Genomic DNA, 24,861 nt, shown 5'->3' with positions numbered 1-24,861 from the left:
TATCTTGCTTTTACTGATACAAAAATCGTTTAATACTCCGTTTCGGGGTTTTCTCGAACTCTTCGTTATAGAGCTTGTAAGTATTCAGCTGGCTGTAAGCCGGGAGCTGTTGGTTGATTTCTTTCAGGTTGGCGGTCATCAGTTCGTCCAGTTTCTCATCGGTAATTTTTTCTTCGTTTACCAGATCGAAATCGGGGTAGATCAGGGCTACGAGTTTTCCTTCTTTTTCGATAACGATGGATTCGCTGATATAGGGCATGTTGTTGAGTTTATCCTCGATTTCTTCAGGATAAATGTTCTGACCGTTTGAGCTGAGGATCATGTTTTTACATCGTCCTTTGATAAACAGGTAGCCGTCTTGGTCGATGATTCCCATATCTCCGGTATGTAGCCAGCCGTCCCGGTCGATGGCGGCAGCCGTAGCTTCCGGATTTTTGTAGTAACCGGTCATCACACAAATCCCTTTAGCCAGGATTTCCCCTACGATATGTTGGGGATCGCCGGAGTCGATCCGAAGTTCGACACGAGGCACTGCCTTGCCGCAGGAGCTCTGACGGAAAGTTTTCCAGTTGTCGTAAGTGAGCAGAGGACCACATTCGGTCATGCCGTATCCCACCGTGTAAGGAAAACGAATCGAGCGGAGAAAGATCTCTACTTCCTTGTTCAGGGCTGCTCCTCCGATGATTAATTCTTTGAATTTTCCTCCGAAGGCGTCGATGACCTTTTGCCGGATGCTTTCCCTGATTTTATCGTTGATGATCGGTATGTTCATCAGTAATTTCATATGCGGTTTCTCGATGGTCGGGAAAACTTTCTTCTTGATGATCTTTTCAATAACCAGGGGAACCGTAATGATCAGATCGGGCTTTACCGTGGCGAAAGCATCTGCTATGATTTTCGGTGACGGGGTACGGGATAAAAAATGGATGTGGGTCCCGTTGACAAATTGGTAAATAAATTCAAAAGCCAGGCCGTACATATGAGCCATCGGGAGCATACATACGATTTGTTCACCCGGATTGATCCCGTAGGTATCGATGGCAAATTGCAGGTTGGTCCACAAGCTACGGTAAGGCAGCATCACTCCTTTGGAAGAACTGGTGGTGCCCGAGGTATAATTGATCACGGCCAGCTGGTCGGGCGTATCGTATTCGTAATGAACATCTTCGGCACGGAAACGATCGGGGAATTTTTTTCCGAACAGTTCGTTTAATCTGGCTCTGGCTTCGGTCAGTTGCTTACTATTCGAGGTGCGGAGCGAGTAATCTTCGATCCGGAGTACGCCGTCGAGGTCGGGCATAGCCGATTCGTCGAGATTTTCCCAGACCACATCTCCGGCAAAGAGCAAACGGGCTTCCGAATGGTTCACGATGTGATGGACATTATCGGGTTTAAACTCGTTGAGTATGGGTACAGCTACAGCTCCGTAAGAAAGTGTGGCCAGAAAAGCGATACCCCAACTGCTGGTATTCCGGCTGCAAAGAGCGATCTTATCCCCTTTACGGATTCCGCAATGTTCGAAAAGAAGGTGTAATTTCTCGATTTTACGGGCTACATCTTTGTAAGAACTGGTAGCTCCCTTAAAGTCGGTCAAGGCAGGCAGATCCCAATGATCTTTAATGCTCTGTTCAATATATTTTATAAAATTTTCTTCCATAATCATGGGTTTATTTGAGCAAAGATAGAAGTTTAGGTATTAAACCGGAAACGTTGGAAGAAAAAAATGAGTCCGTATTTTTCTATTTTATTGATACAGATAACGTTTTATACTTCGTTTTGGCGTTTTCTCGAATTCGGTTTCCTGGATTTTTAAACGGGCAACCTGGCTGTACATCGGCAGCATATGGTTGAGGAGTTTACGGTTTTCGTCCATTTTAGTTTTAAGCTGCTCAGGGCTGATCTTTTCTTTTTTCACTACTTCATAATCCGGATAGACGAGGGCGATTAATTTACCGTCCTTTTCAATGACCAGCGATTCGGAAACATAGGGTAGGGCATTCAGCCGGTCCTCGATTTCTTCGGGATAAATATTTTGTCCGCTGGGACCCAGGATCATGTTCTTACTTCTGCCTTTGATAAAGAGATAACCCTCACTGTCGATAATTCCCAGGTCGCCGGTATGCAACCAGCCGTCTTCGTCGATAGCGGACGAAGTGGCTTCGTGGTTTTTATAATAGCCGTCCATGACATTCGCTCCCCGCACTAATATTTCTCCGACGATATTTTCGGGGTCGGAGGAGTTGATGGCAATTTCCATCCGGTCGACAGCTTTACCGCACGAACCGGCTTTGAAGGTGTGCCAGTCGTCATAAGAAATGGCCGGACCGCATTCGGTCATACCGTAACCGACGGTGTAAGGAAATTGTACGGAAGAAAGGAATTTCTCTACTTCGAAATTTAATGCTGCGCCTCCGATAGCGATCAGTTTGAAACGTCCCCCGAAAGCATTGACGATTTTATCCCGGATCGACAGCCTTAATCTGCGGTTCAGATAGGGGATTTTCAGGAATAGCTTGATATGAAATTTTTCCAGTTGTGGCAGTACCCGGTGTTTGATGATTTTCTCGATAATCAAGGGTACGGCAACGATCAGGTTGGGACGGACAGCCGAAAATATTTCATTAATGATTTTCGGGGCCGGAGTTTTGGAGATAAAATAAACGTGTGTACCACTGGCAAAGGGATAGATCAGTTCGAAGGCCAGACCGTACATATGAGCCATGGTCAGTATGGAGACCAGCCGTTCGCCCGGATTGTAGCCCATTTTGTCCAGGGCATACTTCAGGTTCGACCACATACTGCGGTAAGACAACATCACTCCTTTCGAAGCGCTGGTTGTACCGGAAGTATAATTGATCATGGCCAGCTGGTCAGGTTGATCCGGCTCGTAATGGATATCTTCCGGACGCAGGGCGGCGGGGTATTTTTGCCTGAATAACTCTTCCCAATGTCCGTGAGCTTTTGCCAGTGCCGGATTGGTATTATAGAAAAGAGAATAGTCCTCCATCTTGATGACGGTTTCCGGTTTCGGCATTTCTTCTTTTTGCAGTTCTTCCCAGATGGGAGTACCGGCAAATAGAATCCGGGCTTCCGAATGGTTGACGATATGGCGGATATTGTCGGCTTTGAATTCGTGTAAAATAGGTACTGCTACTGCTCCATACGAAAGGATTGCCAGAAAAGCGATTCCCCAGTTGGTCTGATTCCGGCTGCAAAGAGCGATTTTATCTCCCCGGCGGATTCCGCTTTCTTCGAATAACAGGTGCAAACGGGCAATATGGTGGGCTACATCTCCGAAGGTATGGGTTTGGCCCTGGTAGTCGGTTAAGGCCGGTTCTTCCCAATGGATTCGGATACTATGTTCTATATAGTATAAAAAATTCTCTTCCATCTTGTTATAGATTGATGAGAAAACGCATCTCAGGTCCGGGTGGAATGTGCTTCAGCACGGTCGTGTTTAATTTCGTCCATAATTCCACCGTTGAGGGGGCTCGAGGTGCGTTCTCTGTGTATGTATACTGAATAGGGAAAAGAAGGTTACAAAAAAGAGGTAAAAGGTAGAAAGTAAAAAGTATAAAGTTAAATATTGTGAGAAGTCGAAACTAAAAAACGACGGTGGGCGTAGTTATTGACGAGTGAATGCAAAAAGCTCATTATTATTACGTTACAATAATTTAACTTTATTATTATGAAAACAGAAAATCCAAACACTCCAATTTTCGGAACACCTGAAGAAGCCCGTGTAGCTCCTAAGTTTGAAATGCCTAAAACCTCTATGCCGGGAGAGGTGGCTTATCAGTTGGTACACGATGAAGCGATGATGGATGGAAATGCCCGATTGAATCTGGCCACTTTCGTTACCACTTGGATGGACGACTATGCCCGCCGGGTGATGACCGAAAATATGGACAAAAACATGATCGATAAAACCGAGTATCCGCAAACTGCCGAGATAGAAAGACGTTGTGTGAACATTATCGCTAAATTGTGGCATTCACCCGAACCTCCCTATTGCACCGGTACCAGTACCGTCGGTTCATCCGAAGCTTGTATGCTGGGAGGTATTGCTGCCCTGAAACGCTGGCAAAAACGTCGTCGTGCCAAAGGTTTGCCTACCAATAAACCTAATTTTATCATTTCCACCTGTATGCAGGTCGTTTGGGAAAAATTTGCCATCTATTGGGACGTTGAAATGAGAATGGTTCCCGTGACGATGGAAAAAATTACCATGGATCCGCAGGATGTGGTCGGTATGTGTGATGAAAATACCATTTGTGTCGTTCCGATTCAGGGGGTTACGATCACCGGATTGAATGATAATGTAAAAGAGATCAACGATGCCCTGGATAAACTGAACGCAGAAAAAGGATGGGAAATATGTATTCATGTGGATGCTGCTACCGGTGGTTTTATCCATCCGTTTATCGATCCGGATACCGTTTGGGATTTCCGTTTGAAATGGGTGTTATCTATCAGTGTTTCCGGCCATAAGTTCGGATTGGTATATCCGGGTGTCGGTTGGGTGGTTTGGAAAGATAAACAATATCTGCCCGAAGAGATGAACTTTGCCGTGAACTATCTGGGAGCCAACATTCCGAGTATTTCTATTAACTTCTCCCGTCCGGGCAATCAGGTATTGGCACAATACTACCAGTTCCTGCGTTTAGGTATGGAAGGTTACCGGCAGATCCAGCAGAATTGTATCGATGTATGTCTCTATCTGAAACAACAGTTAAAAGAGATGGGGATCTTTGAATTTTTCAGTGACGATATGCCTAATCCGTTGTTTATCTGGAAACTGAAAAATGATTCTTCCCGGAAATGGACGTTATATGACCTTTCGGATGCTTTGCATGCCCAGGGATGGCAGGTACCGGCTTATACCATGCCGAAGAATATGGAAGATGTCGTGATCATGCGTGTCGTTGTACGGCAGGGAACCGGTAAAGACCTGGCCGATCTATTGGTGAAAGATATTAAAACCAATATTGCCCAGTTGAATCAATTGCAGGAACCGACTAATAGCGCTATTTTGTGGAATAAGAGAGAACCACAAAAGCCCAGAGGATTTAATCACTCCAGATAATCTCTTTTAGAGAAAAGAAGGAGCTGGTCCCCAATGGGACCGGTGTTCCTTTCAAGAATGGATAGGCGTAAAAGGAATCGACAAAATTAGAATGATCGGTACGAATGGATCAGAGCCGCAGATTCGCCGGTCAAAATTCTGAAAGAATTCGCTAACCCAATTTGTAAACCGCTAATCTATCTGAAAAACTTTGCAGACAGATTAGCGGTTTTTATTTATTCTGTCACACAAGAAAGATTCAGATATTCAAACCAGTTGATATTGGTTTTACTTAGAAGGTAAATTGGGGATAAGCCTAATAAAAAGTACCATAAAAAGCTCCGTTTGCTTTCCATCTGGATGCGGGAATGAATAAGGATATGATGAAATTCAATTATCAGGCCGAAAGAATTCATATCGATACCGTTTATCCGAAATGCAAGAGTCGGGCTGCTTACCGAGGAAAAGAGGATAAAGATTGGTATTTGTATCCGGCAAAGTTTGCAGGTAATTAATTTGGGGGATTACGACTTTAGATAAATCGATTGTTTGCATCTTTCGTGTAATTCCGGGAAAAACTCCCGGAATATTTTTTGTAATCGTTCTCCGTGCTCCTGCATAAATAGCGGCGTTTGGGCAGGATCGATCTGCAATCCCCGGTAGCGGGTCATGATTTCCAGGGATTGCTGGATTCCCGTTAGGGAGGCATAACGGCACAATCGGTCAGTCAGGATGAAATGCCATATGAACCCCTGAAAACGTTCCGGCAGGTGGCGGTAGTTCCAGGCTATGGCGGTATAAAACCTCCGGCTGAACCGTTTGAGGGGAAGACCGGCATAGTCCTGAAACCGGCTGGCCAGGAAATAATCGAACAAGATGTCGTTCACTACAGCCGAATAACGCCCGAAAGTTTCCCGGCCTATCCCTACGGCTTCCCGGACCAACGGATGCCGGTCCGAGAAAGCATCGATTTCGCGGTGTAACAAAATTCCTTGCTGGAATTTCCGGGGATATTGTTTATACCCGTCCCCTTTGACCCCATCCCCGATAAAATTACCGATCTGAATACAACGGTCATTACCCGAAAGGAAAATGTGGGCGAGATAGTTCATAATTCGTTCAGCTTATTTGTAAAGGACAAATTTGCACATTATAAACGATACTACCAAAGCCCCTTTGCGGGTTAAAAGCTGAAAAGATCGTTCAAGGCCTCACTCATAGAAGGATGCGTATAGATCTGATCCCGGAGCGACGAATAGTCTAGTCCGGCTTTCATGACCAGGGCCACATTGTTGATCACTTCGCCCGAATCGATACAAAACAGGGTACATCCCAGAATTTTTCCGTTTTTGGCATTTACGACAGATTTCAATACCCCGTTGGTATTACCTGATACCCGCGCTCGGGGGATGGCCTCGACCGGAATGGTTTTGGTCATCACTTCGTATCCTTTGGCGATGGCTTCTTGTTCTGTCAAACCGATGCGGGATAGAGGTGGATCGATAAATACCGTATATACGACAGGTTCCCGGTCGACAATGGTCCGGCTGCCTTTACCGAACAGTTGATCCCGGATAATCCTGTAATCGTCCTGGGAAATATAGGTGAATTGTTTCCCTCCGCTGACATCTCCCAACGCCCAGATATCCGATGCGGTTGTTTGCAGATATTCGTTTACGATGATCGCTCCATGTTCGTTTAAATGTATTCCGGCCACTCCCGGATCGAGGCTTTCGGTGTTGGGCTGACGGCCTGTCGCTACCAGAACAGCGTTGGCAAAGAGGCTGTGTTCGGTTTTATCGGTCGTATCCCGATAGGTCACTACGGTCTCTTCGTCGGTATCCTGGATCGATTGCATTTCTATACTGAAATGAAATTCTATTCCTTGGTTTTCCATTACTTTCCGTACAGCTTCGGCAATGGTTCTGTCTTCGCGGGATAAAAATTCCGTTGTGTTTTCCAATACGATTACCTTACTTCCGAAAGCCGCAAACATAGAAGCGAATTCCAACCCGATGTATCCTCCTCCGATGATGACCAGGGTTTCCGGTAGCAGGTCCAGTTCCAGGAGTGAGGTACTGGTATATACCCGTCGGCTTTCCCGGATACCTGATATCGGCGGGATCACCGGAAGAGCTCCGGTATCGATAAAGATCCGTTTCCCCTCGATCTCCAGACGGTCTGTTTCGGTGGTTACCTCTATTTTACGGGATGAGCGGAATGAGGCGACTCCTGTATATACCGTTATATTCGGATGGTCGTTGAGCCGGTCGAAATTTAATTTTCGTAAAGCGGTGGTAATTTCGTTTTTCTTTATGATAGCTTTCCGATAAGCTGCTGCCTTTTCTTCAAAAGAAGCCAGATTCAGTTCCTTTATCATTTGGGCCTGATGGATCAATGCTTTGGTCGGAATACAGGCGATATTGATGCAGGAGCCTCCGTACATCGCAGCCGAACGTTCGATTATGGCTACTTGCTGTCCCCGGTTAGCTAAATCAGCAGCCAGTAGTTTACCCCCTTTTCCAAATCCGATAATGATTGCGTCAAAATGTTCCATAAAATGGGTGATTGATTAAAATTTACAGAAATCTCCACTACTTACGAAAATCAAAGGTGAATTGTTTGATTACTCCTTAGAACATCCCTTCCGCGATTATCGTATACAGCAGACAAACGATCACATAAAAATGAAAAATATGAAAACCAGATTGATTCTTTTTATTTTGTTATTCATCAGTGGCTTTGCAATAGCCGGTTGTAAACAACAAAACCAGTATCGTCCCGATGCGAAAATCGTTGCGGCATTTAATAACAAGTATCCTCAGTCCGATAAAGTAGAGTGGGAACAAAAGCAGGGGTATTATGTCGCAGAATTCCGGGAAGACGGTATCGAACACGAGGCTTGGTTCGACGGAACCGGTAAATGGGTGATGACGGAAAGTAATCTGAGGTATAGTTCCCTGCCACAGGCCATCCGCGAACAATTCGAGAAAAGTGTTTACAGTACCTGGAAAAAAGACGATATCGACAAGATCGAACGGGCTGGAATGGAAGCAGTGTATATCATCGAACTCGAAAAAGAAGGATTGGATACCGACCTGTATTATGTCGGTAACGGCAATCTGATCAAAACCGTGAATGAAGTGTCTAAAGAGAAACGGAGTTCTTATATGCCTGTCGCTTCGGATATCCAGATTTGGATCAAACAAAAATATCCGGATGCTACCATCATTGAAATGGATAATGAAAAAGGTAAATTGGAAGTGGACATCCTGGATGGAGGAAAAGCTAAAGAATTGATTTTTCAGGGAAACGATTGGTTGTCGACTTCCTGGGAAGTGAGCAAGGCCGAAGTTCCTTCGGTAGTAATGGAAACTTTCCGGCATTCGAATTTTGGAAAATACCGCATCGACGATATTCATTTTTATGAGACGCCGAACAATTCGTATTACTATTTCGATCTGGAACAAGGAAATTCTGAAGTACATCTGTCTATCGATCCTACCGGAAATATCCTACAGTGATCCGATTTATCGGGACGATGAAGGTTAATTTATAAAGTCTGTAAAGTTTATGAAGTTCGAAGAATCCGATGACTATATAAACTTTACAGACTTTATAACTCTGAATTTAATTGGAATAAGGGTCCCGCTTTACGCATGTGTGTGTGTATGTGTGTATGTATGTAAGAAATGCATAAGTAGAATTTATCGTGTGAAATATCATAAAGAGTGTATGAATCGATTTCACCTGATTAGAAGATAATTCCGCGGGACCCTGTCTTTTTATGCAGCCTGTTTCTCTTATATCTGGTCAATTCCCGGCGACGTCACCGGAAGAATCTTTTACGTCCAAAACATTCAAAGATCTTGAATACTAATGATGTAGAAAAATGGAAAAAGTTACTTTTTGAGGAAATTTATTTATCGAAAAGTCCGTTACCGGCTAATTTAATCGACGTTTATTTTCTTCTCAAAATAAACAAATATTTCCTTTTTTAACATTATTAAGTAACTCTTATTCAGTCAATAAAGTATTTTGGTTTTGTGACCTATCCCTTTTTACATCTAACTATTTAAACGTCCATTTTTTATTGCAAGGAACTGTTTGAAACAGTACTTGATAGCGATGACAAAAATAGTTTATTTTTTATTATTCGCCAAATAAATTTGTTGATTTCAATTATTTTCTCTTGAAAGGCTTTTTGAAAGCCGGCCGCTCTATTTTTGTTTCTATTTAATTTATCTGAGTTTGTTAATGATATTTTTTGTATTTATTATTGTCGACAACACTAGGTTGATTGGACGGTTGGGAACAAATTTTCCTGTACCGGTGGAGGTATTTCCTGTTGCTCTGGGTCGAGCAGGAAATAAGAAAATTAGGGGCTACGGAAATTATGCTCCGGCTGGCAAAAGGGAAAGACGGACCGGTGGTGACAGAAAACATAATCTGGTTCTGGATGTTCGTTTCCGGGACATCGGTCCCGCATCGGAAAAAGATCACCGGTGTCGTGGAGAGTGGGGGGATATCGGCCCGAAGTGGTAGTTACTGGGTGAGAGTAGGTGGAAATAAACTTTTCTGGGATGATTACGTACAATAAATTCGATGAGATCGTTCATTTGTAAACTTGTATATTGGATTATGTTGAAGTTGTACGTATTTATTTTATGGGCTTTATTGCCGTTACTGACTATGGGAAAGGGAATTCTGATTCAAAATGTCGTGATTTTCGACGGGAAAAGTGAAAAGACCGTCACGGGAAATGTATGGATCGAGGACAATGCGATCCGGAAAGTATCGGCCGAACCGATTGTTGCCGGAGCAGAAGTAGAAGTGATCGATGGGCGGGGAAAATTTCTGATGCCCGGATTGATCGATGCACATTGGCATGCTTATCTGGCTGCTAATACGATGGTCGATTTGTTGACCGCTCATGCTTCTTATACACAGCTGAGAGCCGGAGAGGAAGCCGGGAAGACTCTTTTGCGGGGTTTTACGACGATCCGGGATGCGGGGGGACCGGTATTCGGACTGAAAAGGGCGATCGATGAGGGAACACTGCCGGGACCGCGTATTTATCCTAGTGGGGCGATTATTTCCGAAACAGGCGGACATGCCGATTTTCGTATGGTATACGATATCCCTGAGCCTTTCGATTGTTGCGGCCTGACTCATACCGAGAAAATCGGGGCTGCTATCATCGCCGACGGGGTGGATGCCGTGATCGTCGCTTCGCGGAATAACCTGCGTCTGGGTGCGAGTCAGATCAAGCTGATGGCAGGCGGAGGGGTCTCTTCGTTGTATGACCAGCTGGAAGATGTGCAGTATTTCGAAGATGAACTGCATGCGGCGGTAATGGCCGCCGAGGATGCGGGTACTTATGTGATGGTGCATGTCTATGTGCCGGAGGCGATCCGCCGGGCTATCCGGGCTGGGGTGAAAAGTATCGAACACGGTCAACTGATCGATGAACCGACGATGAAACTGATTGCAGAGAAAGGCGTGTGGTTGTCGATGCAACCCTTTATCGGAGAAGGAAATAATCATTATACCAATCCTGTACAGCAGGCGAAACACGAACTGGTGGTACAAGGCACCGACCGGGCCTATCAGCTGGCGAAGAAATACGGGGTGAAGCTGGCATGGGGTACCGACTTGCTTTTCAGTCCGGCCAATGCACGGAATCAAAACCTGAATATCGAAAAGATGACCCGCTGGTTTTCCAACTTTGAAATCCTGAAGATGATCACTCACGATAATGCCGAACTGTTGGCTCTGTCCGGCCGCCGTAATCCTTATCCCGGTAAACTGGGGGTGATCGAAGAGGGGGCTCTGGCCGATCTGATTGTGGTGGATGGAAATGCACTCGAAGATATAAAAGTGCTGACCGATCCTGGCAAGAATATGCTGTTGATCATGAAAGACGGCAAAATATATAAAAACGATTTATAATATCCGCTACCCCAGAGCCTTTTAGACCGGGATTTTTCCCCGGTTATCGATTAAACACTGCTTTGTATATTTGGAAAAAACAGAGCAGTGGTTAATCGATAACCGGGAGATTTATGTGTGTAGACGATACAGATAATCGGGGTATCCGGGTAGTTTTGTCTTCTAGATTTCAGGATATGAAGGCAGAAAGAAATTATCTTGTAGAGAAGATATAATTGGGGGGCATAAAATTGGATTTATGTTAGGGGATAACGCAAGAACAGACTGGCAACGGTAAGGGAACCGAAATTTACTTGTACGGGATTGAATATTCCCGCCCTTTGGGGCGAACGGTATGTATTTCCACTCCGGAAAAGAGGGGGCGTGCGATATGTTTTCTATGTGCAGAGTCTGGAAGTATAAGTCTACAACTCTATCATGTTTTGGGGATGATCCTTTGTGGTCTTCAGACATTCAATCTAACCTTGCAGTTAATGAAAAAACGTATGGAGTTATCAGTACCAGATTCTGATTTACGACAGCATGAAGATCGTAGTGAAAGAGTCCGGTATTCCGGTTATACATGTCTGTCACAAATGAGGATTCGAATACATTTTCTGATAATTTTTGTTCGATATAGTTGTTTGTTACTGCAATTATTTATTATATTTAAGGCATAAATATAAATTATTATTATGCGTTTGAAATTGGTACTTAAAATTGTGGAAGGAACCGTTTTACCTTGTAATTATATGTATGAATTGTCAAGTTGTTTGTACAAGGTATTGAATGAAGGTAATCCGGTTTTTACTGCCTGGCTACATGATAAAGGATATTGTAAGGAAAAGAAAGTATTTAAATTATTTACCTTTTCGAATTTCTATTTTCCGTGTTTCAGAATCGAGGGGGATCGGATTTTTGTTTTGGCGGATACGGCCCAGTTGATTGTGTCGTTCTATCCGATAGAAGCAATTGATGCTTTTGTAATGGGTCTGTTTAAGAACAGGCAATTGGAGGTTGGTGACCGGAAATCGAGGGTCCGCTTTGAAGTCTTTAACTTAGAGCGGCAGGCTGAGCCGGAATTCACTTCCCGGATGTTTTTTAAAACTCTATCGCCTATGTTTATTGAAGAGCAATTACCGGAAACCCGGAAAGCGATACATCTTTCACCGGGGAATCCGAAGTTTGCAGAATTGTTGCATTTGAATCTGCTGGATAAATACAGGGTGTTTTATGGACAGGAACCCGATCCGTCCTGGCCTCTGACCCGCTTGCATTTGTTGTCTGAGCCCAAGCCTAAAACAATTGTGCTGAAGGTAGGTACTCCGGAGGAAACCAGAATGAAAGGATATACTTTCCGCTTTGAGCTGGAAGGACAGCCGGAATTATTGCGTCTGGGTTACGAAGGTGGTTTCGGACGATTGAACAGCCAGGGATTCGGTTGTGTGGAAGTGTTGAAACAGTGATAATAAGTTTAGTGTGTGTGGTGTTTGAGTTTTTATTCTGTTGTAAACGGGAAAACAAAACTTTTAACTCCTTGTTTGGGTATCCAGGTTGTTTTGGGTGAATTTGTAATAGTAGTGGGATAGAATTGAAATAACCCGCCGATGTCCATCGGGATACCGTAGGTACTTATTTTAATTGACCTAAGTAGATTTTTACAGAATGAAAATAAAACAATAATATGCTTCAGGAAATTAATAACTTTATGAATAGTTTGCCTGCTGAGTTAAAGCAGGCGGGGCTGAAGCCTAAAGAAGGACTGCATGTTTTGCTGAAAATCCAGGAAAAGGAGGGAACTCATTTTATGGACGAACAGTCTGTCTGCCGGGTTTGTCTGACCCGGAAAGCGACAGAATTCGATTATCCTTTTTTACAGCATTGTGCTGAGCTGGCTCAGGTGGGATGGTGTGTGAATACCAATAAATGTTTCGATCTTCCGGCTAAGGGGCTGCATTCCTGTTCTCCTTATTGCATTGCCTTGAAACGGGAATCTCTGGAAGGAGGAGGAAAATATGCGAAAGATAAGACTAAAATCTACGACCGTATCGATACTTATTTTGCTAATGCTTTATCCTACGTCGAAGAGGATAGCGAGAAAGAAAGAATAAGGGTTTTTCAGCATTTTATCAACTCCAAAGAGAAACTGAATGCTTTATTTGCCTGTTTTCAGTCAGAGGTTGATGAAGTCAAGGATAAGGAGTACATTATTCTTTATTTGGAGGAGGAGATGGAAAAATATCGCCGGGTTCATGAAAAATATTTGTCGGACAAATTATTCAATACCAATGAATACAATATTTCGGTAGAAAATCAACTCTATGGGACCAGCGATTTCCTGAATGGATTTCCAACTAAAAAGCCTTTTTTATCCCATCAGTCGGCTGTTTTCGATATTGCCGGGCGGATTACCGGAGAGATGGCTGGAAATCTCCATGATTTTCAGGAAATCATGCGCCGGAATGTTTTACCCCGTCCTTTGCCGTTGTTTGTTTACCGGGAAGAGTTGCAGACCGAAATGCTTGCGGTTTTCTCCCGGTATTTGGCGGATGGCAAGAGGATCGGTTATCAGGAGATCATACGGGAGCTTTATAAAAATCATCAGGACGATATCGGTGATTATTATTTATTGTATTACTATGGCGATACGGTTTGTGATTTCGATTTTGTTTCCCGTTTCCGCTATCGTTTGCAGAGTGGGGATAAAGAAGGTTGGATGGTAAAAGATCATTTTCAGATCGGTTTTACGGAGAAAATAAGCCATGTATTTGAGTTGGAGGAAAAAGTGTTACGCGAAATATTTAATAACTCGTTGATTACACGAACGAAAGCCGGAGATACACAACGTAAATATTTCGATGAATTAGAACCGAAATACTGTAAATCGGAAAATAACTATTTATTGGTATTGAAGTATCGGCAAGCTTTTTATGATTATATCTATAAATCCAGATTACAGGCTGTTACCCGTCCTATGTTCGATCATATTTTATTGACCGGTATTTTGGAGGATATCCGTTTGGATGAATTAAAAGGAAACCAGCATACCCAACGCTGGGGGATTTTGTCTAAAATGAACATTTGGTTCAGTTTGGCTGAACGTTTTGATTTACAATTTAAAAATACAGATACTATGGCAAGTAAATTGGAAGAACAGAGAGTGTTTATGGTTGCCTTATCGCAAGGTGAGGCTATATTGGAAAACGACGAACAATATGCTTTTGCAGCCGGACAGGTGATTTACTATTTATTACATAAGAGTAAGACGGCAGACAAAAGTTATAAACGGCTGGAGCCTTTTTTGCAGCAGGTGCACGCCTCTGAATTGAATAAAGCGATTGCCCGGCTTTTCGATACCTATAAGCATGAGAATTTTTCAGGCAATTTCCGTCATCCGTTTGCATCGGTTATGGCCTATCAGACCCAAGCGAATATGCGGGACTACCTGCCCATGATGCTGGCCGGGATTTTTTCGGATAATCTGCTTTTTAGCGTTAATAAATCAGAAGAAACAAATGAAGAAAACTAACTTAAAATAAAACATTATGAGTAATACATTTAAAAACAGAGTGTTTGGTTGTGTGGTAATCAAATCTGTCAATTCCAATTATAATGCGGACTTTTCACATCAGCCCCGTACTTTGCCCGATGGGTCGGTATATGCAACAGATAAAGCATTGAAATATACCGTTCGGAATTATATAGATAAAAATTATCCGGAAGACAAGGTATTTTATTTTATTCAAGTTTCGCAAGTAGCCCTATGCCGTCTTTTTCACTCCGCATAAATCTTTAATGATGTTGATTTTTGGATTGTCATAGGCAATCATCCTGATAATTTCCTCTTCATCTGCCGAGAATAGCTCTGCGATGACAGCTACAATCTGCAGGATCAGTTCCCATATCCGTTCGGTCACCGAGAGTTCCATCGCTCCGTTGACAGTCCGGTCAAACAATCCCCCTATGGTTTCATAGGCTTCAAACCTCTTGATGTGGGAAAGGATGTTGTATTGCATCAGTGTCAGGCTTATGCTTGCTATTTGTGAAGAGAAGTTCCTGCATTGGCATTTCCCGAGCCTGAGCAGCCCTTTCATTTCCGAGAAGCAGACTTCAATGGCCCAACGCATGGAGTAAATCCGGTAGGCTTCAAAGAAGTCCAGTCGGGTGTCAGTGGAAAGGAATGCGTTCCATGCCCCTTTCCTGCCTCTTTTGCAGAAGAAGATCCGGATTTTCCGGTTGGCGTATTCGGCATCCATGTGGGCATAATAGCAGTTCAGTTTGCGGCTGTACCTGACCGACTTTTCCTTCTTCAGCCTGTCGATGATGACGGGAGCGTTCAGGTTTCCCGCTTCGGTCCTGTATCTGGTTTTCCCCATCTTTAGCATGCCTATCAGATGGCATTCCAAATGTCTTGAAGTGATGAATCGTATCAGGTCTGCACAGGTGAACCAACTGTCAACAAGCAGGTAATCAAACCGTATGCCTTTCTTCATGGCATGCCTCACCATTTCAATGGAACGCTCAATCTTGCTTTGTTTATATTCCCGGATACGGGTGTTGACCACGGATTTTTCGTCACGGACTTTGCAAAAGCGGGCATTCCGCTGCTTGCTTGTCAGCCCTTGTATTTTTTCAGGGTTCTTGCCCTCCTCGCCATGAAGCGAAAAGTCAAGCATGGTCTGTGTCTTCCCGTCGGTATGGCACAGGAACAGCCCCTTGAAGCCGAGGATGCTCCTGTGTAGCACATGGGAATAGATGCGGCCTATCAGCTCTGTCTTGAAGCCGGTCTTGGGCAAGTCCGTATCGTCAATTATCAGACACTGAAGGGACCCTTCCGAGTCGCTCCTCGCACCGGTCCGCCTCAAAAGGCGCAAGGACATCCTATAGACCAGCTTGCGCCAGTCGATGTGGTCCTGTTCCAGGAAACGGTAAAACATATCCTTTCGACAGGAAAATAACTTCGAGAGACCGGAATGGCTGTATTGGAAAGAGTTCCTCACCATGAAGAAAGGGAAGAGCAAAAGCAGTTCCAACACTTGGAGACTGGTGAGTTTACAGTTATGCCGTTTCTCAATTCCAATGCCGGAGAAATTGAGGTTCAGGCGGGAGATTGTACCGATTATACAATTAATGGCCCTGTTACAATCATTTTTAGAGAAAAATGAGTCTATTTCTGAAATAATATGTTTATCTTTGACCATAGCTTTTAGTATTGAGTCCTTTTTGATAGCACTTAAAGATACTCATTTTCTGCGAAATACAGAACTAAAAGCTATACTTTTTTACTTGCGAAACTTGAATATTTTAAAAGCCTGAATGGAGATATGCAGCCCCGGGATTTAGACCAGAATTATGCCCGTTTCTTCGGCGATTATCCGAAAGCGGATAAGAAAGAGGCGGTCAAGGCGCGTAAAGTGATTCTGGGAAATTTGTTGAGCTGTCTGGATGTACGGTTATTTGGCGGAACTTTTGCCAGTAAAACGGCCAATTTGTCTATTCATGGTGTTGTACAACCGACGCATGGGGTGAACCGATATGTGGAAGGGATTATCTATTCAGAGCAGATTGCTTCGCCTTTCCGGAACTCCAATGATAATAGTACGGATTCGATGCAAACGACTTTAGGAACCCAATTTAAATTACAGGAAGGCCATTACGTACATCATTTTTCAGTCAATCCCGGTAATTTAGACGAACTGACTGAATTTGTCGATAATGGAAGATTAACGGGGGAGGATATTGCCAAATTGAAAGAAGCTTTACGTTGCGGAGTGACATATTATGATTCCTCTTCCAAGGCAGGAACGGAGAATGAGGCCTTGTTGTGGGTGGAATTGAAAGAAGAGTCGAAGCTGGTATTACCCTCTTTCGTGGATTTGATAGAGGTAAATGCAGAACGGGAAATTGATTTTGCGAAAGTGAGTACCTTATTGTCCAAAGAAAAAATCAAAAATGAGATCTCAAAAATTGAATTGTTTTACAATAAGGGAATTACAAAAGTGATTCATCTGCCGGAAGGAACAGTCGAACTTGAATTGAACGGGTTATGAATAATCAACGACTGATTTCATTTGATATACAGGCTGATTTCGGTTTCTTCAAAAAGCCCGATTACAATGATGGGGTGTTGCTGACCTATAATATGTTACATAAGCCCGCCCTGTTAGGCATATTGGGGGCTATTATCGGTTTGCGGGGTTATCGGAAAAAAGGAGAATGGCCGGAATATTACCAGCGGTTGGCTGCCCTCCCGGTGGGAATAGAACCTTTGGAGGGGAGACATGAGAAAGGGAATTTTCAGAAAACGATAGTCAAGTATACGAATACGGTCGGATATGCTAATCAGGATGGTAACCTGCTGGTTGAAGAGAGTATGCTGATTCGTCCGGCCTATCGCTGCTATCTTTTGTTGTCGGAAGAGCATCCGGATCACCGGAAGTTGTACGAGTATATCCGGGAAGGATGGGCCGAGTATATTCCCTATTTGGGTAAAAATGAATATCCGGCCTGGTTCGGAGATTCGTTCCGGGAATATGCTTTTAAAACTTTTGTACCGGAAACTGATTTTCGGGTTTCATCCTTGTTTATCAAAGAAGGAGTATTGAAAGGACAGCAGGTAAAGGCCAGTTTTTCGTTTTCGCTGAAAGGCATAGTGAATCGAGGTAGTTTTGTGTATTTCGAACGTTTGCCTGTTGGTTTTCATCCGGTTCTGATGCAATATGAATTGGCCGACTTCGCTTTTACGGATTGGACCTTACAGGCTGCCACGCAGATGGTAAATTTGTATCAGCTGGAAGAGGAAGGAAAGATTGTTCAATTGTTTTGAATATGAAAGACTGTAAAGAAATAATTCAGGGCCAGATGGAGTTATTGTTCGGCAGGTTGAAAAATGATTCTTATCTGGCACATATTTGTCCCGGAAAATCTGCCGAATCTTTGCAGGAACATACGGCCAAAGTGGTTGAAAGGGCTTGTTGGCTGATCGGCAAGCACGGTTTGGAGAAGGTCGTCGATCGTTTGATTCCGGGGATTGCCGGAAAATACTCGGAGAATGTGCAGGAAGAGTTGAAACGGATGTTTATGGCGGTGTTTGTTTTTCATGATACAGGTAAGGTAAACGATAATTTTCAATATTCCAGGATGTTGAATCGGTTGTTTAAACATCGGAAGACGGAAATATTGGTACCTGCCTATGGACATTCGTTTTTGAGCGCCTGGCTGTTTCTGGCTTTTGAATTGGACCGTGTGTGGCAAGATCCGTGCCTGACGGAGGAAGAAAAAAAGATGCTGTTTGTCTATGCTTTTTTCTTTGCCTATGTTATCCGGCAGCATCATAGCGGCGGTTTGGGATGTGCCGATGAGGAGGAGTTTTTTAATTCATTTGCCGGGGGATATGAAGAATTGCATACTTATCTGACGGTTTGGGGATATGAAGGGGATTTTACTTGTGTCGAAGCTGTATTCGAGCATATTGTTGCTATCCGAAAGGAAACGGATGCGCAACGGGAAGCTTCTTTTGCTTTGTATGCGCTGATTAAATTGAATTCTTCTGTTCTGGCGGCTGCCGATTATCTGGCGACTCATGCATATATGACTGGGAGACAGGTGAAAGAGGCCGGAATTTTTGAAGACCGTCACCGGGTAGAGGAAATGATCGGGCATCTGCGAAATTACAAGCATAACCGGGGGATATATGAACAATTGGATAAATTTGTTTTTGAGTATCCGCAGGAAAAATCCGGTGATCACTTGAATCGGCTGCGAACCGGAATGGCTGTGGAAGTCATCCGGACCGTTCGTGAACATTCTGATGATCGTTTGTTTTATATTGAGGCTCCGACGGGAGGGGGAAAGACAAATTTATCCATGCTGGCGGTGACTGAATTAATGGCCGTCCATCCTGAGATTCAGAAAGTATTTTATGTATTTCCCTATACGACTCTGATTACCCAGACAAATCAGACACTGAAAAATGCTTTGGGCTTGACTTCTACGGAACTGGCGGAGTTACATTCCAAAGCCGGATTTAATGAAAAAACGGAGGAAAGAGAGGATGGACTGTATGCGGATAAAAAGCAGGATTATATCGATCGTTTGTTTGCCCTTTTTCCTGTGTGCGTTATGTCGCATGTGAAGTTCTTCGATATGTTGAAAACAAACCGGAAGGAAGCGAATTATTTACTCCACCGCCTGGCGAATGCGGTGGTGGTTATCGATGAATTGCAGACCTATAATCCGCTTTTGTGGGATAAAATGTATTATTTGATTGAACATTATGCCCGCTTTTTTCAGGTTCGTTTTATTCTGATGTCCGCGACTTTACCTAAGATCGGTAAACTGAGAATTCCTTTGAAGGAAAGAACCGGATTTGTGGATTTGTTGCCTCAGGCAAAATCTTATATGCAGAATCCAAATTTTGCCGGGAGAGTGGAGTTCAGGTTTGAGTTGTTCCAGGAAGAGATCGATATGAACGATTTAGCGGATTTTGTTCTTGGGAAATCAGTGGAATATCGGGATAAACCGGGGAAGAACGGGACGGTTCATACCATAATAGAGTTTATCACTAAAAAATCTGCCGCGGAATTTTATGCTTTCATACAAGAAAAGGAGCCCTTTTTTGACGAGGTATTCCTTCTCTCCGGGACAATTCTGGAACCCCGGAGGCGGGAAATTATCAATGAGCTGAAAAATCCGCTCAGCCGGAAGAAAAATATATTGCTAATCACGACACAGGTTGTTGAAGCTGGGGTCGATATCGATATGGATTTAGGATTTAAAAATATATCCTTGATCGACAGTGATGAACAGTTGGCCGGGAGGGTAAACCGGAATGCCTGTAAAGTGGGCTGTGAAGTCTATTTGTTCCGACTGGATAATGCAAGTGTCTTGTATGGAAAAGATAAAAGATATCAGATGGTCCGGGAACAAATTTCTGTCGGTGAATATGAACGTATTCTTCGTGAAAAAGATTTCGGATGTTTGTATGAATTGGTTTTTGAGAAGATAAATTGGATGAACGAACAGACTTATGTGCAGAATTTCCGTTCGGGATTTTTGAGATTTGTCGAAGGGTTGGATTTTCAACAGGTAGATCGTAATTTTCAGGTAATCGAGCAGCAGAATGAAACTGTTTTTGTCCCTATACCGTTGCCGGTAGAAGTGGATTCGATGACAGAAGGTGTTAAAGAGCGTCTGTTTTCTGACCGGGAACTTCAATTTCTGGAAGATTTTGGGGTTGTGCCTTGTGAGGGACTGTTGGATGGAAAGGAAGTGTGGGAGGTGTACGAACGTCTCGTATATCGTGATCATCCTGCAAAATTTGATCTGGAAGAAAAGGTCGGTTTTAAAATCATGCAGCGGATATTGTCGTGTTTTACTTTTTCTTTGGTTGGTTATTCGAAAGAATTGCAGGAGTTGAAAGGGGGGACGGGGGAAGAAAAGTTGGGGTATTTTTATTTATCCCATTGGGAAGATGAGGGGGTGAACGGAAAATTGTACGACTATAAAATGGGATTGAATAACAGAGCATTGAAAGATATAACTTTTATATGATAAATGTGACAGGAACTTTGATTAATCTTTATCAGGTGTGTAAACGGGAAACGTGGTTACATGCCAATGGTATCCGGATGGAACATACCTCGGATGTAGTCACGGAAGGAAAGCTGGTACATGAGACTTCGTATCCGAACCGGGCAGCCAGATATGAAGAAGTGAGAATCGGTGGTTCTGTGATTGATTTTTATGATCCGAAAGAGAAGGTGATTCATGAAATCAAAAAATCTACATCGAAAGAGGAGGCGTATATCTGGCAGGTGAAATATTATTTGCTTTTGTTTGAACGGGAAGGAATAGCCGATGTGGTGGGGATGTTGGAATACCCTTTACTGAGGGAGACGATGCGGGTGGAGTTGGAAGAGGGGGACCGGGAAATATTGCGTCAGATGGAGGTGGAGATCCGACAGCTGATCGGGGAGGAGGCATGTCCGCCTGCTTTATCCAAAGGAAAATGCGGAGCCTGTTCATATTATGAATTTTGTTATTCCGGAGAAGGGGAATGAAACAGGGAATAAATGTTTTTTAATGGACTTAAAATTGTTTTATGAAAAGGACGTACTATTTATTTAATCCCGGGCGGTTGAGCCGGAAGGATAATACGCTGAAATTTACTCCGGTAGACGAAGAGGGACAGGAAGGGCAACCCCGTTACATTCCTATTGAAACCGTAGATAATCTCTTTGTATTCGGTAGTTTGGATACCAATAGTATGATGTACAATTTTCTGGGTAAGCATCAGGTGGCGGTTCATTTTTTCGATTATTATGAACATTATACCGGTTCGTTTATGCCTAAAGATTACCTGTTATCCGGCAAGATGCAGATTGCCCAGATGAAGCACCATATCCGGCAGGAAAAACGGATGGCAATTGCCCGAAGTTTTATCGATGGGGCAGCGTTTAACATGTTGAAGAATCTGAGATATTATACGAATCGGGGAAAAGATACCAGGCAACAGATTGAACGGATAGAAGCCTATATTCCATTGATTGCTACTGCAACCGATATTCCGATGTTGATGGGAATCGAGGGGAATATCCGTCAAACCTATTATGAGGCATTTGATACGATTATCGATGGTTTTTCCATGGGAAACCGGACAAAGATGCCACCTTCCAATGAGGTGAATGCGATGATTTCTTTTGCTAACAGTATGTGTTATTCGTTATGTCTGGATGCCATTTATCATACCCAATTGAATCCGACGATCAGCTTTCTGCATGAGCCGGGGGAAAGGCGTTATTCTCTGGCTCTGGATATGGCAGAAATCTTTAAACCCATATTGGCGGACCGATTGATTTTCTCCATGTTTAACCGTAAACAGTTAAGGGAATCGGATTTCGATCAACACTTAAATCGATGTCTGCTAAAGCAATCTTCTATGAAAAAAGTAGCCCAGGAATGGGAAGAGAGGACGAAAGAGACGATAAAACACCGGAAGTTGGGAAGAAGTGTCAGTTACAGGCATTTGATTAAATTAGAATGTTATAAACTGACCAAGCATTTATTGGGGATGGAAGAATATAAACCTTTGAAAATGTGGTGGTAATGTATGTCATTTTAGTATATGATGTCGATCAGAAGCGGACGGCTAAAATGTTGAAATTGTGCCGGCGTTACCTTTCATGGATACAAAACAGTGTATTTGAAGGGGAGATTTCAGAAGTACAGTTGAAGCAATTAACATCGGAAGCCCGGAATCTTATGGATGAAAAGGATAGTTTGATTTTCTTTAAAAGCCGGGACGAAAAATGGCTGGAAAAAGAGATTATAGGAGATGAAAAAGCCAGCGTTTCTAATTTTTTATAGCGTCGACCTTAAAAAAATGATTGGGGGTTGAGAGAGTAATTACAATAGAAATGGAATAATAGTTCTTTGACATGTTGAAAATGAATAATTTAAAAGTTGTTGTCGAAGGTCAGGGTAAATTTAAGAATTGAAGGTCGACTGCAAATGTTTGTAAAAAATGAGAATAAATGGATGATAAATCATTGATTTTGAAGTATATTTGTTGGCGTTTTTAACGGCTTTTAATTGAACTAAGGTAGAATTGAAACGAAAATGATAACCCGGAATTATGCCAAAATTCTGCCGCTTTTAATTGAACTAAGGTAGAATTGAAACAACTAAACGGCCTTACTTTTGAGCCTACTGTCCGGCTTTTAATTGAACTAAGGTAGAATTGAAACCTGTACACGTCAAAGGGCCTGAAATCATCGTCCGAACTTTTAATTGAACTAAGGTAGAATTGAAACAGCGGTACTTTTGCCGCCACATCTTCATGTTCCAGTCTTTTAATTGAACTAAGGTAGAATTGAAACTCTGCCCCGTCATAACTATATGGATATTTAGGTATGTCTTTTAATTGAACTAAGGTAGAATTGAAACGTGAGGAAAAACTGATGGAGAAAATGCAGGAAAAATCTTTTAATTGAACTAAGGTAGAATTGAAACAATCTTCAAGTGCTGTTTCTGACCAAAGCCCGGCTACTTTTAATTGAACTAAGGTAGAATTGAAACTTTTTTATGCGTAACTTTAAAGTGTAAAAGAAAGAGCTTTTAATTGAACTAAGGTAGAATTGAAACTTGAGTTTAACAACAAGATAGAGGCGAATACATTAACTTTTAATTGAACTAAGGTAGAATTGAAACTTACCAGAATATCCAATGCCGATGTTTGCAAGAAACTTTTAATTGAACTAAGGTAGAATTGAAACTGATTAAATTCGACAAGGTTGGACACCTCGATAATTCCTTTTAATTGAACTAAGGTAGAATTGAAACATGACACAAACCCTGTTGCACATTTTGCGGCTTATGCTTTTAATTGAACTAAGGTAGAATTGAAACCCGTAAACTCCAAATACAACCCCTTTATAGAGCATCTTTTAATTGAACTAAGGTAGAATTGAAACTCTTCTTTTAATACCTGTATTTCTTTTACTTTAAGCTTTTAATTGAACTAAGGTAGAATTGAAACCCGAATGTCCTTGATACTTCACTTACCTCGATTAACTTTTAATTGAACTAAGGTAGAATTGAAACCCGGAGGAGCCGATCTTAGCGCCATTGCCGGAGGAGCTTTTAATTGAACTAAGGTAGAATTGAAACTCAGGGAATCGAAATCAGGTATCCCGGCTTTCGGTAGCTTTTAATTGAACTAAGGTAGAATTGAAACCGTATATGGCTACGTGGTTGGGTACGGTTTATTCCTACTTTTAATTGAACTAGGGTAGAATTGAAACTGGACTCAACCTGGCATGTTTTTATTAACCGTCCCGGATAAGGGTGAGATTCCGAAATGTCAGTTTGTCGCCGGGGTATTGATCTTCTCGGAACGATGAATATTGGATTGAATATATTGCAGGATATTCAAAGCTCTTTCTTCCGGACATTTATTCATTTGCCGGGGAAGAAACAGGGCGATATTGCGGGCGACAACAATGATGGTGGTATTGATTACCTGGGCGATAATCTTTTTACTGTAGAGATTCCGGTTTACGTACTTCCGGATGATCGTTTCTACCAGCGATTTATCCGTTTTATGGCGTAAAATACAGCCGGGTTGATGATTGGCATGTTATAAAAGTGAAGCACGAAAACAGCAAGTACGGCAATGCTACGATCGGTAATGGTTTGCCGGCGCTCCGGTGTATATTGTCATTTTGTATCGATAAAGTGGTTGGCTGGGTACGGAATCCGGATAAGAAGAACCATGCAGATATCGGTGCGGCGATAGCGGCCGAACATATTTGTTTGGCTGTAGCGGTACAGGGATTTTGGAGTTGATGGGGTTATAATTTCGATCCGGACGGGTGAAATCTCGATTGTAGTTACCGGATGGCAGGAGCCTGTCGTGATCATCTCCCTGGGGTATGTAAACGCTTCCCGGCATGTGTTTCTGTCAGGAAACCGGTGAATGAGATAGTGACTGTACTGTAAACCGGATAGTTTGGCTTATGAAAACAGAACTGGAAAAATGTCTGGCCGGTGAGTGGTATGATTGTCATGTTCCCGTTTTTCCTGAGCTGAAAAGAAAAACACATTGTTTATTGATGAAGTATAATTTCTTACCTTATGAAGGGAAAGAGGAAAAACAAGTTTTGTTGTGCGGGATGTTCGGAAGTATCGGTACAGGGGGGAGCGGTCGGGCATGCTTTTAGTTGAGGTTATGGTTGTAATATTCATATAGGTGATCGGGTGGTGGTAAACACTGGTTGTACCTTTGTCGGTTTTAACCGGATCGCACTCGGGAAGCGGGGGCTCATCGCTTCCGACGTACGGATTTATACGGCTAGGTATCCTGT

General features: G+C 42.9%; 20 protein-coding genes, 2 pseudogenes and 1 CRISPR repeat array. Of the genes and pseudogenes, 16 read left to right on the top strand and 6 right to left on the bottom strand.

Going from position 1 to position 24,861, the window contains the following annotated elements:
* Positions 1 to 10: 10 nt before the first annotated feature.
* On the bottom strand, positions 11 to 1,657 hold the full coding sequence (locus WS42_RS01060) for an AMP-binding protein (protein ID WP_013611567.1): 1,647 nt from the start codon (positions 1,655 to 1,657) through the stop codon (positions 11 to 13).
* An 87-nt stretch (positions 1,658 to 1,744) separates the two neighbouring features.
* Complete coding sequence (locus WS42_RS01055) at positions 1,745 to 3,391, bottom strand: AMP-binding protein (protein WP_022161363.1); 1,647 nt, start codon at positions 3,389 to 3,391, stop codon at positions 1,745 to 1,747.
* A gap of 297 nt (positions 3,392 to 3,688) precedes the next feature.
* Here WS42_RS01055 and gad point away from each other — a divergent pair, with 297 nt between their 5' ends.
* The gene (gene gad, locus WS42_RS01050; protein ID WP_013611565.1) at positions 3,689 to 5,086 is read left to right on the top strand and encodes a glutamate decarboxylase; all 1,398 of its coding nucleotides are present in this window, start codon (positions 3,689 to 3,691) and stop codon (positions 5,084 to 5,086) included.
* Positions 5,087 to 5,445: 359 nt separating this feature from the next.
* A complete protein-coding gene (locus WS42_RS15225) occupies positions 5,446 to 5,580 on the top strand; it encodes a hypothetical protein (RefSeq protein WP_157741830.1) in 135 nt (44 codons plus the stop codon).
* Between the two features lie 9 nt (positions 5,581 to 5,589).
* On the opposite strand, the gene WS42_RS01045 is transcribed toward WS42_RS15225, so the two are convergent.
* Both WS42_RS01045 and WS42_RS01040 read right to left on the bottom strand, forming a co-directional pair.
* A complete protein-coding gene (locus WS42_RS01045) occupies positions 5,590 to 6,177 on the bottom strand; it encodes an acyl carrier protein phosphodiesterase (RefSeq protein ID WP_046450651.1) in 588 nt (195 codons plus the stop codon).
* A gap of 71 nt (positions 6,178 to 6,248) precedes the next feature.
* Positions 6,249 to 7,622: an FAD-dependent oxidoreductase gene (locus tag WS42_RS01040; RefSeq protein WP_013611563.1), complete on the bottom strand. Its 1,374-nt coding sequence runs from the start codon at positions 7,620 to 7,622 to the stop codon at positions 6,249 to 6,251.
* A 139-nt stretch (positions 7,623 to 7,761) separates the two neighbouring features.
* On the opposite strand from WS42_RS01040, the gene WS42_RS01035 reads away from it, so the two are divergent.
* From WS42_RS01035 to WS42_RS01010, 6 genes are all read left to right on the top strand, one after another.
* Positions 7,762 to 8,589 (top strand): PepSY-like domain-containing protein, encoded by an 828-nt coding sequence (locus tag WS42_RS01035; RefSeq protein WP_013611562.1) that lies wholly within the window; start codon positions 7,762 to 7,764, stop codon positions 8,587 to 8,589.
* 776 nt (positions 8,590 to 9,365) lie between these two features.
* Positions 9,366 to 9,665 carry a sugar phosphate isomerase family gene (locus tag WS42_RS01030; protein WP_140398583.1) on the top strand — a complete coding sequence of 100 codons (300 nt, stop codon included), beginning with the start codon at positions 9,366 to 9,368 and terminating at the stop codon, positions 9,663 to 9,665.
* Between the two features lie 92 nt (positions 9,666 to 9,757).
* Positions 9,758 to 11,017 carry a metal-dependent hydrolase family protein gene (locus WS42_RS01025; protein WP_041557234.1) on the top strand — a complete coding sequence of 420 codons (1,260 nt, stop codon included), beginning with the start codon at positions 9,758 to 9,760 and terminating at the stop codon, positions 11,015 to 11,017.
* Between the two features lie 674 nt (positions 11,018 to 11,691).
* Complete coding sequence (gene cas6 / locus WS42_RS01020; RefSeq protein WP_022161367.1) at positions 11,692 to 12,462, top strand: CRISPR-associated endoribonuclease Cas6; 771 nt, start codon at positions 11,692 to 11,694, stop codon at positions 12,460 to 12,462.
* A 242-nt stretch (positions 12,463 to 12,704) separates the two neighbouring features.
* On the top strand, positions 12,705 to 14,525 hold the full coding sequence (locus WS42_RS01015; protein ID WP_197699709.1) for a hypothetical protein: 1,821 nt from the start codon (positions 12,705 to 12,707) through the stop codon (positions 14,523 to 14,525).
* Between the two features lie 16 nt (positions 14,526 to 14,541).
* Positions 14,542 to 14,784, top strand: coding sequence for a type I CRISPR-associated protein Cas7 (locus WS42_RS01010; RefSeq protein ID WP_046450650.1), 243 nt, complete (start codon positions 14,542 to 14,544; stop codon positions 14,782 to 14,784).
* On the opposite strand, the gene WS42_RS01005 is transcribed toward WS42_RS01010, so the two are convergent.
* On the bottom strand, positions 14,758 to 16,197 hold the full coding sequence (locus tag WS42_RS01005; RefSeq protein ID WP_007844251.1) for an IS4-like element IS943 family transposase: 1,440 nt from the start codon (positions 16,195 to 16,197) through the stop codon (positions 14,758 to 14,760). The two genes, WS42_RS01010 and WS42_RS01005, sit on opposite strands and share 27 nt — an antisense overlap.
* 123 nt (positions 16,198 to 16,320) lie before the next feature.
* Here WS42_RS01005 and WS42_RS01000 point away from each other — a divergent pair, with 123 nt between their 5' ends.
* The 6 genes from WS42_RS01000 to cas2 are packed head-to-tail and all read left to right on the top strand — an operon-like array spanning position 16,321 to position 22,363.
* Entirely contained in the window at positions 16,321 to 17,046 is a 726-nt protein-coding gene (locus WS42_RS01000; protein WP_286728028.1) for a type I CRISPR-associated protein Cas7, read from the top strand.
* On the top strand, positions 17,043 to 17,822 hold the full coding sequence (gene cas5b / locus WS42_RS00995) for a type I-B CRISPR-associated protein Cas5b (RefSeq protein WP_013611556.1): 780 nt from the start codon (positions 17,043 to 17,045) through the stop codon (positions 17,820 to 17,822). Before WS42_RS01000 ends, cas5b begins: the two co-directional genes overlap by 4 nt.
* A 2-nt stretch (positions 17,823 to 17,824) precedes the next feature.
* Complete coding sequence (locus WS42_RS00990) at positions 17,825 to 20,548, top strand: CRISPR-associated helicase/endonuclease Cas3 (protein ID WP_046450649.1); 2,724 nt, start codon at positions 17,825 to 17,827, stop codon at positions 20,546 to 20,548.
* Positions 20,545 to 21,057, top strand: coding sequence for a CRISPR-associated protein Cas4 (gene cas4 / locus WS42_RS00985; protein WP_013611554.1), 513 nt, complete (start codon positions 20,545 to 20,547; stop codon positions 21,055 to 21,057). The genes WS42_RS00990 and cas4 overlap by 4 nt, the downstream gene beginning before the upstream one ends.
* 41 nt (positions 21,058 to 21,098) lie before the next feature.
* A complete protein-coding gene (cas1b, locus tag WS42_RS00980) occupies positions 21,099 to 22,103 on the top strand; it encodes a type I-B CRISPR-associated endonuclease Cas1b (protein ID WP_013611553.1) in 1,005 nt (334 codons plus the stop codon).
* Entirely contained in the window at positions 22,103 to 22,363 is a 261-nt protein-coding gene (cas2, locus tag WS42_RS00975; RefSeq protein WP_013611552.1) for a CRISPR-associated endonuclease Cas2, read from the top strand. Before cas1b ends, cas2 begins: the two co-directional genes overlap by 1 nt.
* A gap of 218 nt (positions 22,364 to 22,581) precedes the next feature.
* Positions 22,582 to 23,799: direct repeats of the CRISPR family, unit length 30 nt; unit sequence CTTTTAATTGAACTAAGGTAGAATTGAAAC.
* Positions 23,800 to 23,861: 62 nt separating this feature from the next.
* Here the strand turns inward: cas2 and WS42_RS15220 are convergent.
* Positions 23,862 to 24,134, bottom strand: a pseudogene (locus WS42_RS15220) (AraC family transcriptional regulator); the annotation flags it as partial.
* Between the two features lie 8 nt (positions 24,135 to 24,142).
* Between WS42_RS15220 and WS42_RS00965 the strand changes: the two are divergent.
* The gene (locus WS42_RS00965) at positions 24,143 to 24,343 is read left to right on the top strand and encodes a nitroreductase family protein (RefSeq protein WP_286728025.1); all 201 of its coding nucleotides are present in this window, start codon (positions 24,143 to 24,145) and stop codon (positions 24,341 to 24,343) included.
* A 170-nt stretch (positions 24,344 to 24,513) separates the two neighbouring features.
* Positions 24,514 to 24,861 (top strand): annotated as a pseudogene (locus WS42_RS00960) (maltose acetyltransferase domain-containing protein); the annotation flags it as partial.

Origin of the sequence: Odoribacter sp. N54.MGS-14 (assembly GCF_000980295.1) — a bacterium.
GTDB classification, from domain to species: domain Bacteria; phylum Bacteroidota; class Bacteroidia; order Bacteroidales; family Marinifilaceae; genus Odoribacter; species Odoribacter splanchnicus.
The sequence above is the reverse complement of the archived record's forward strand: the minus strand, read 5'-3'. Positions and strand labels throughout refer to the sequence as shown.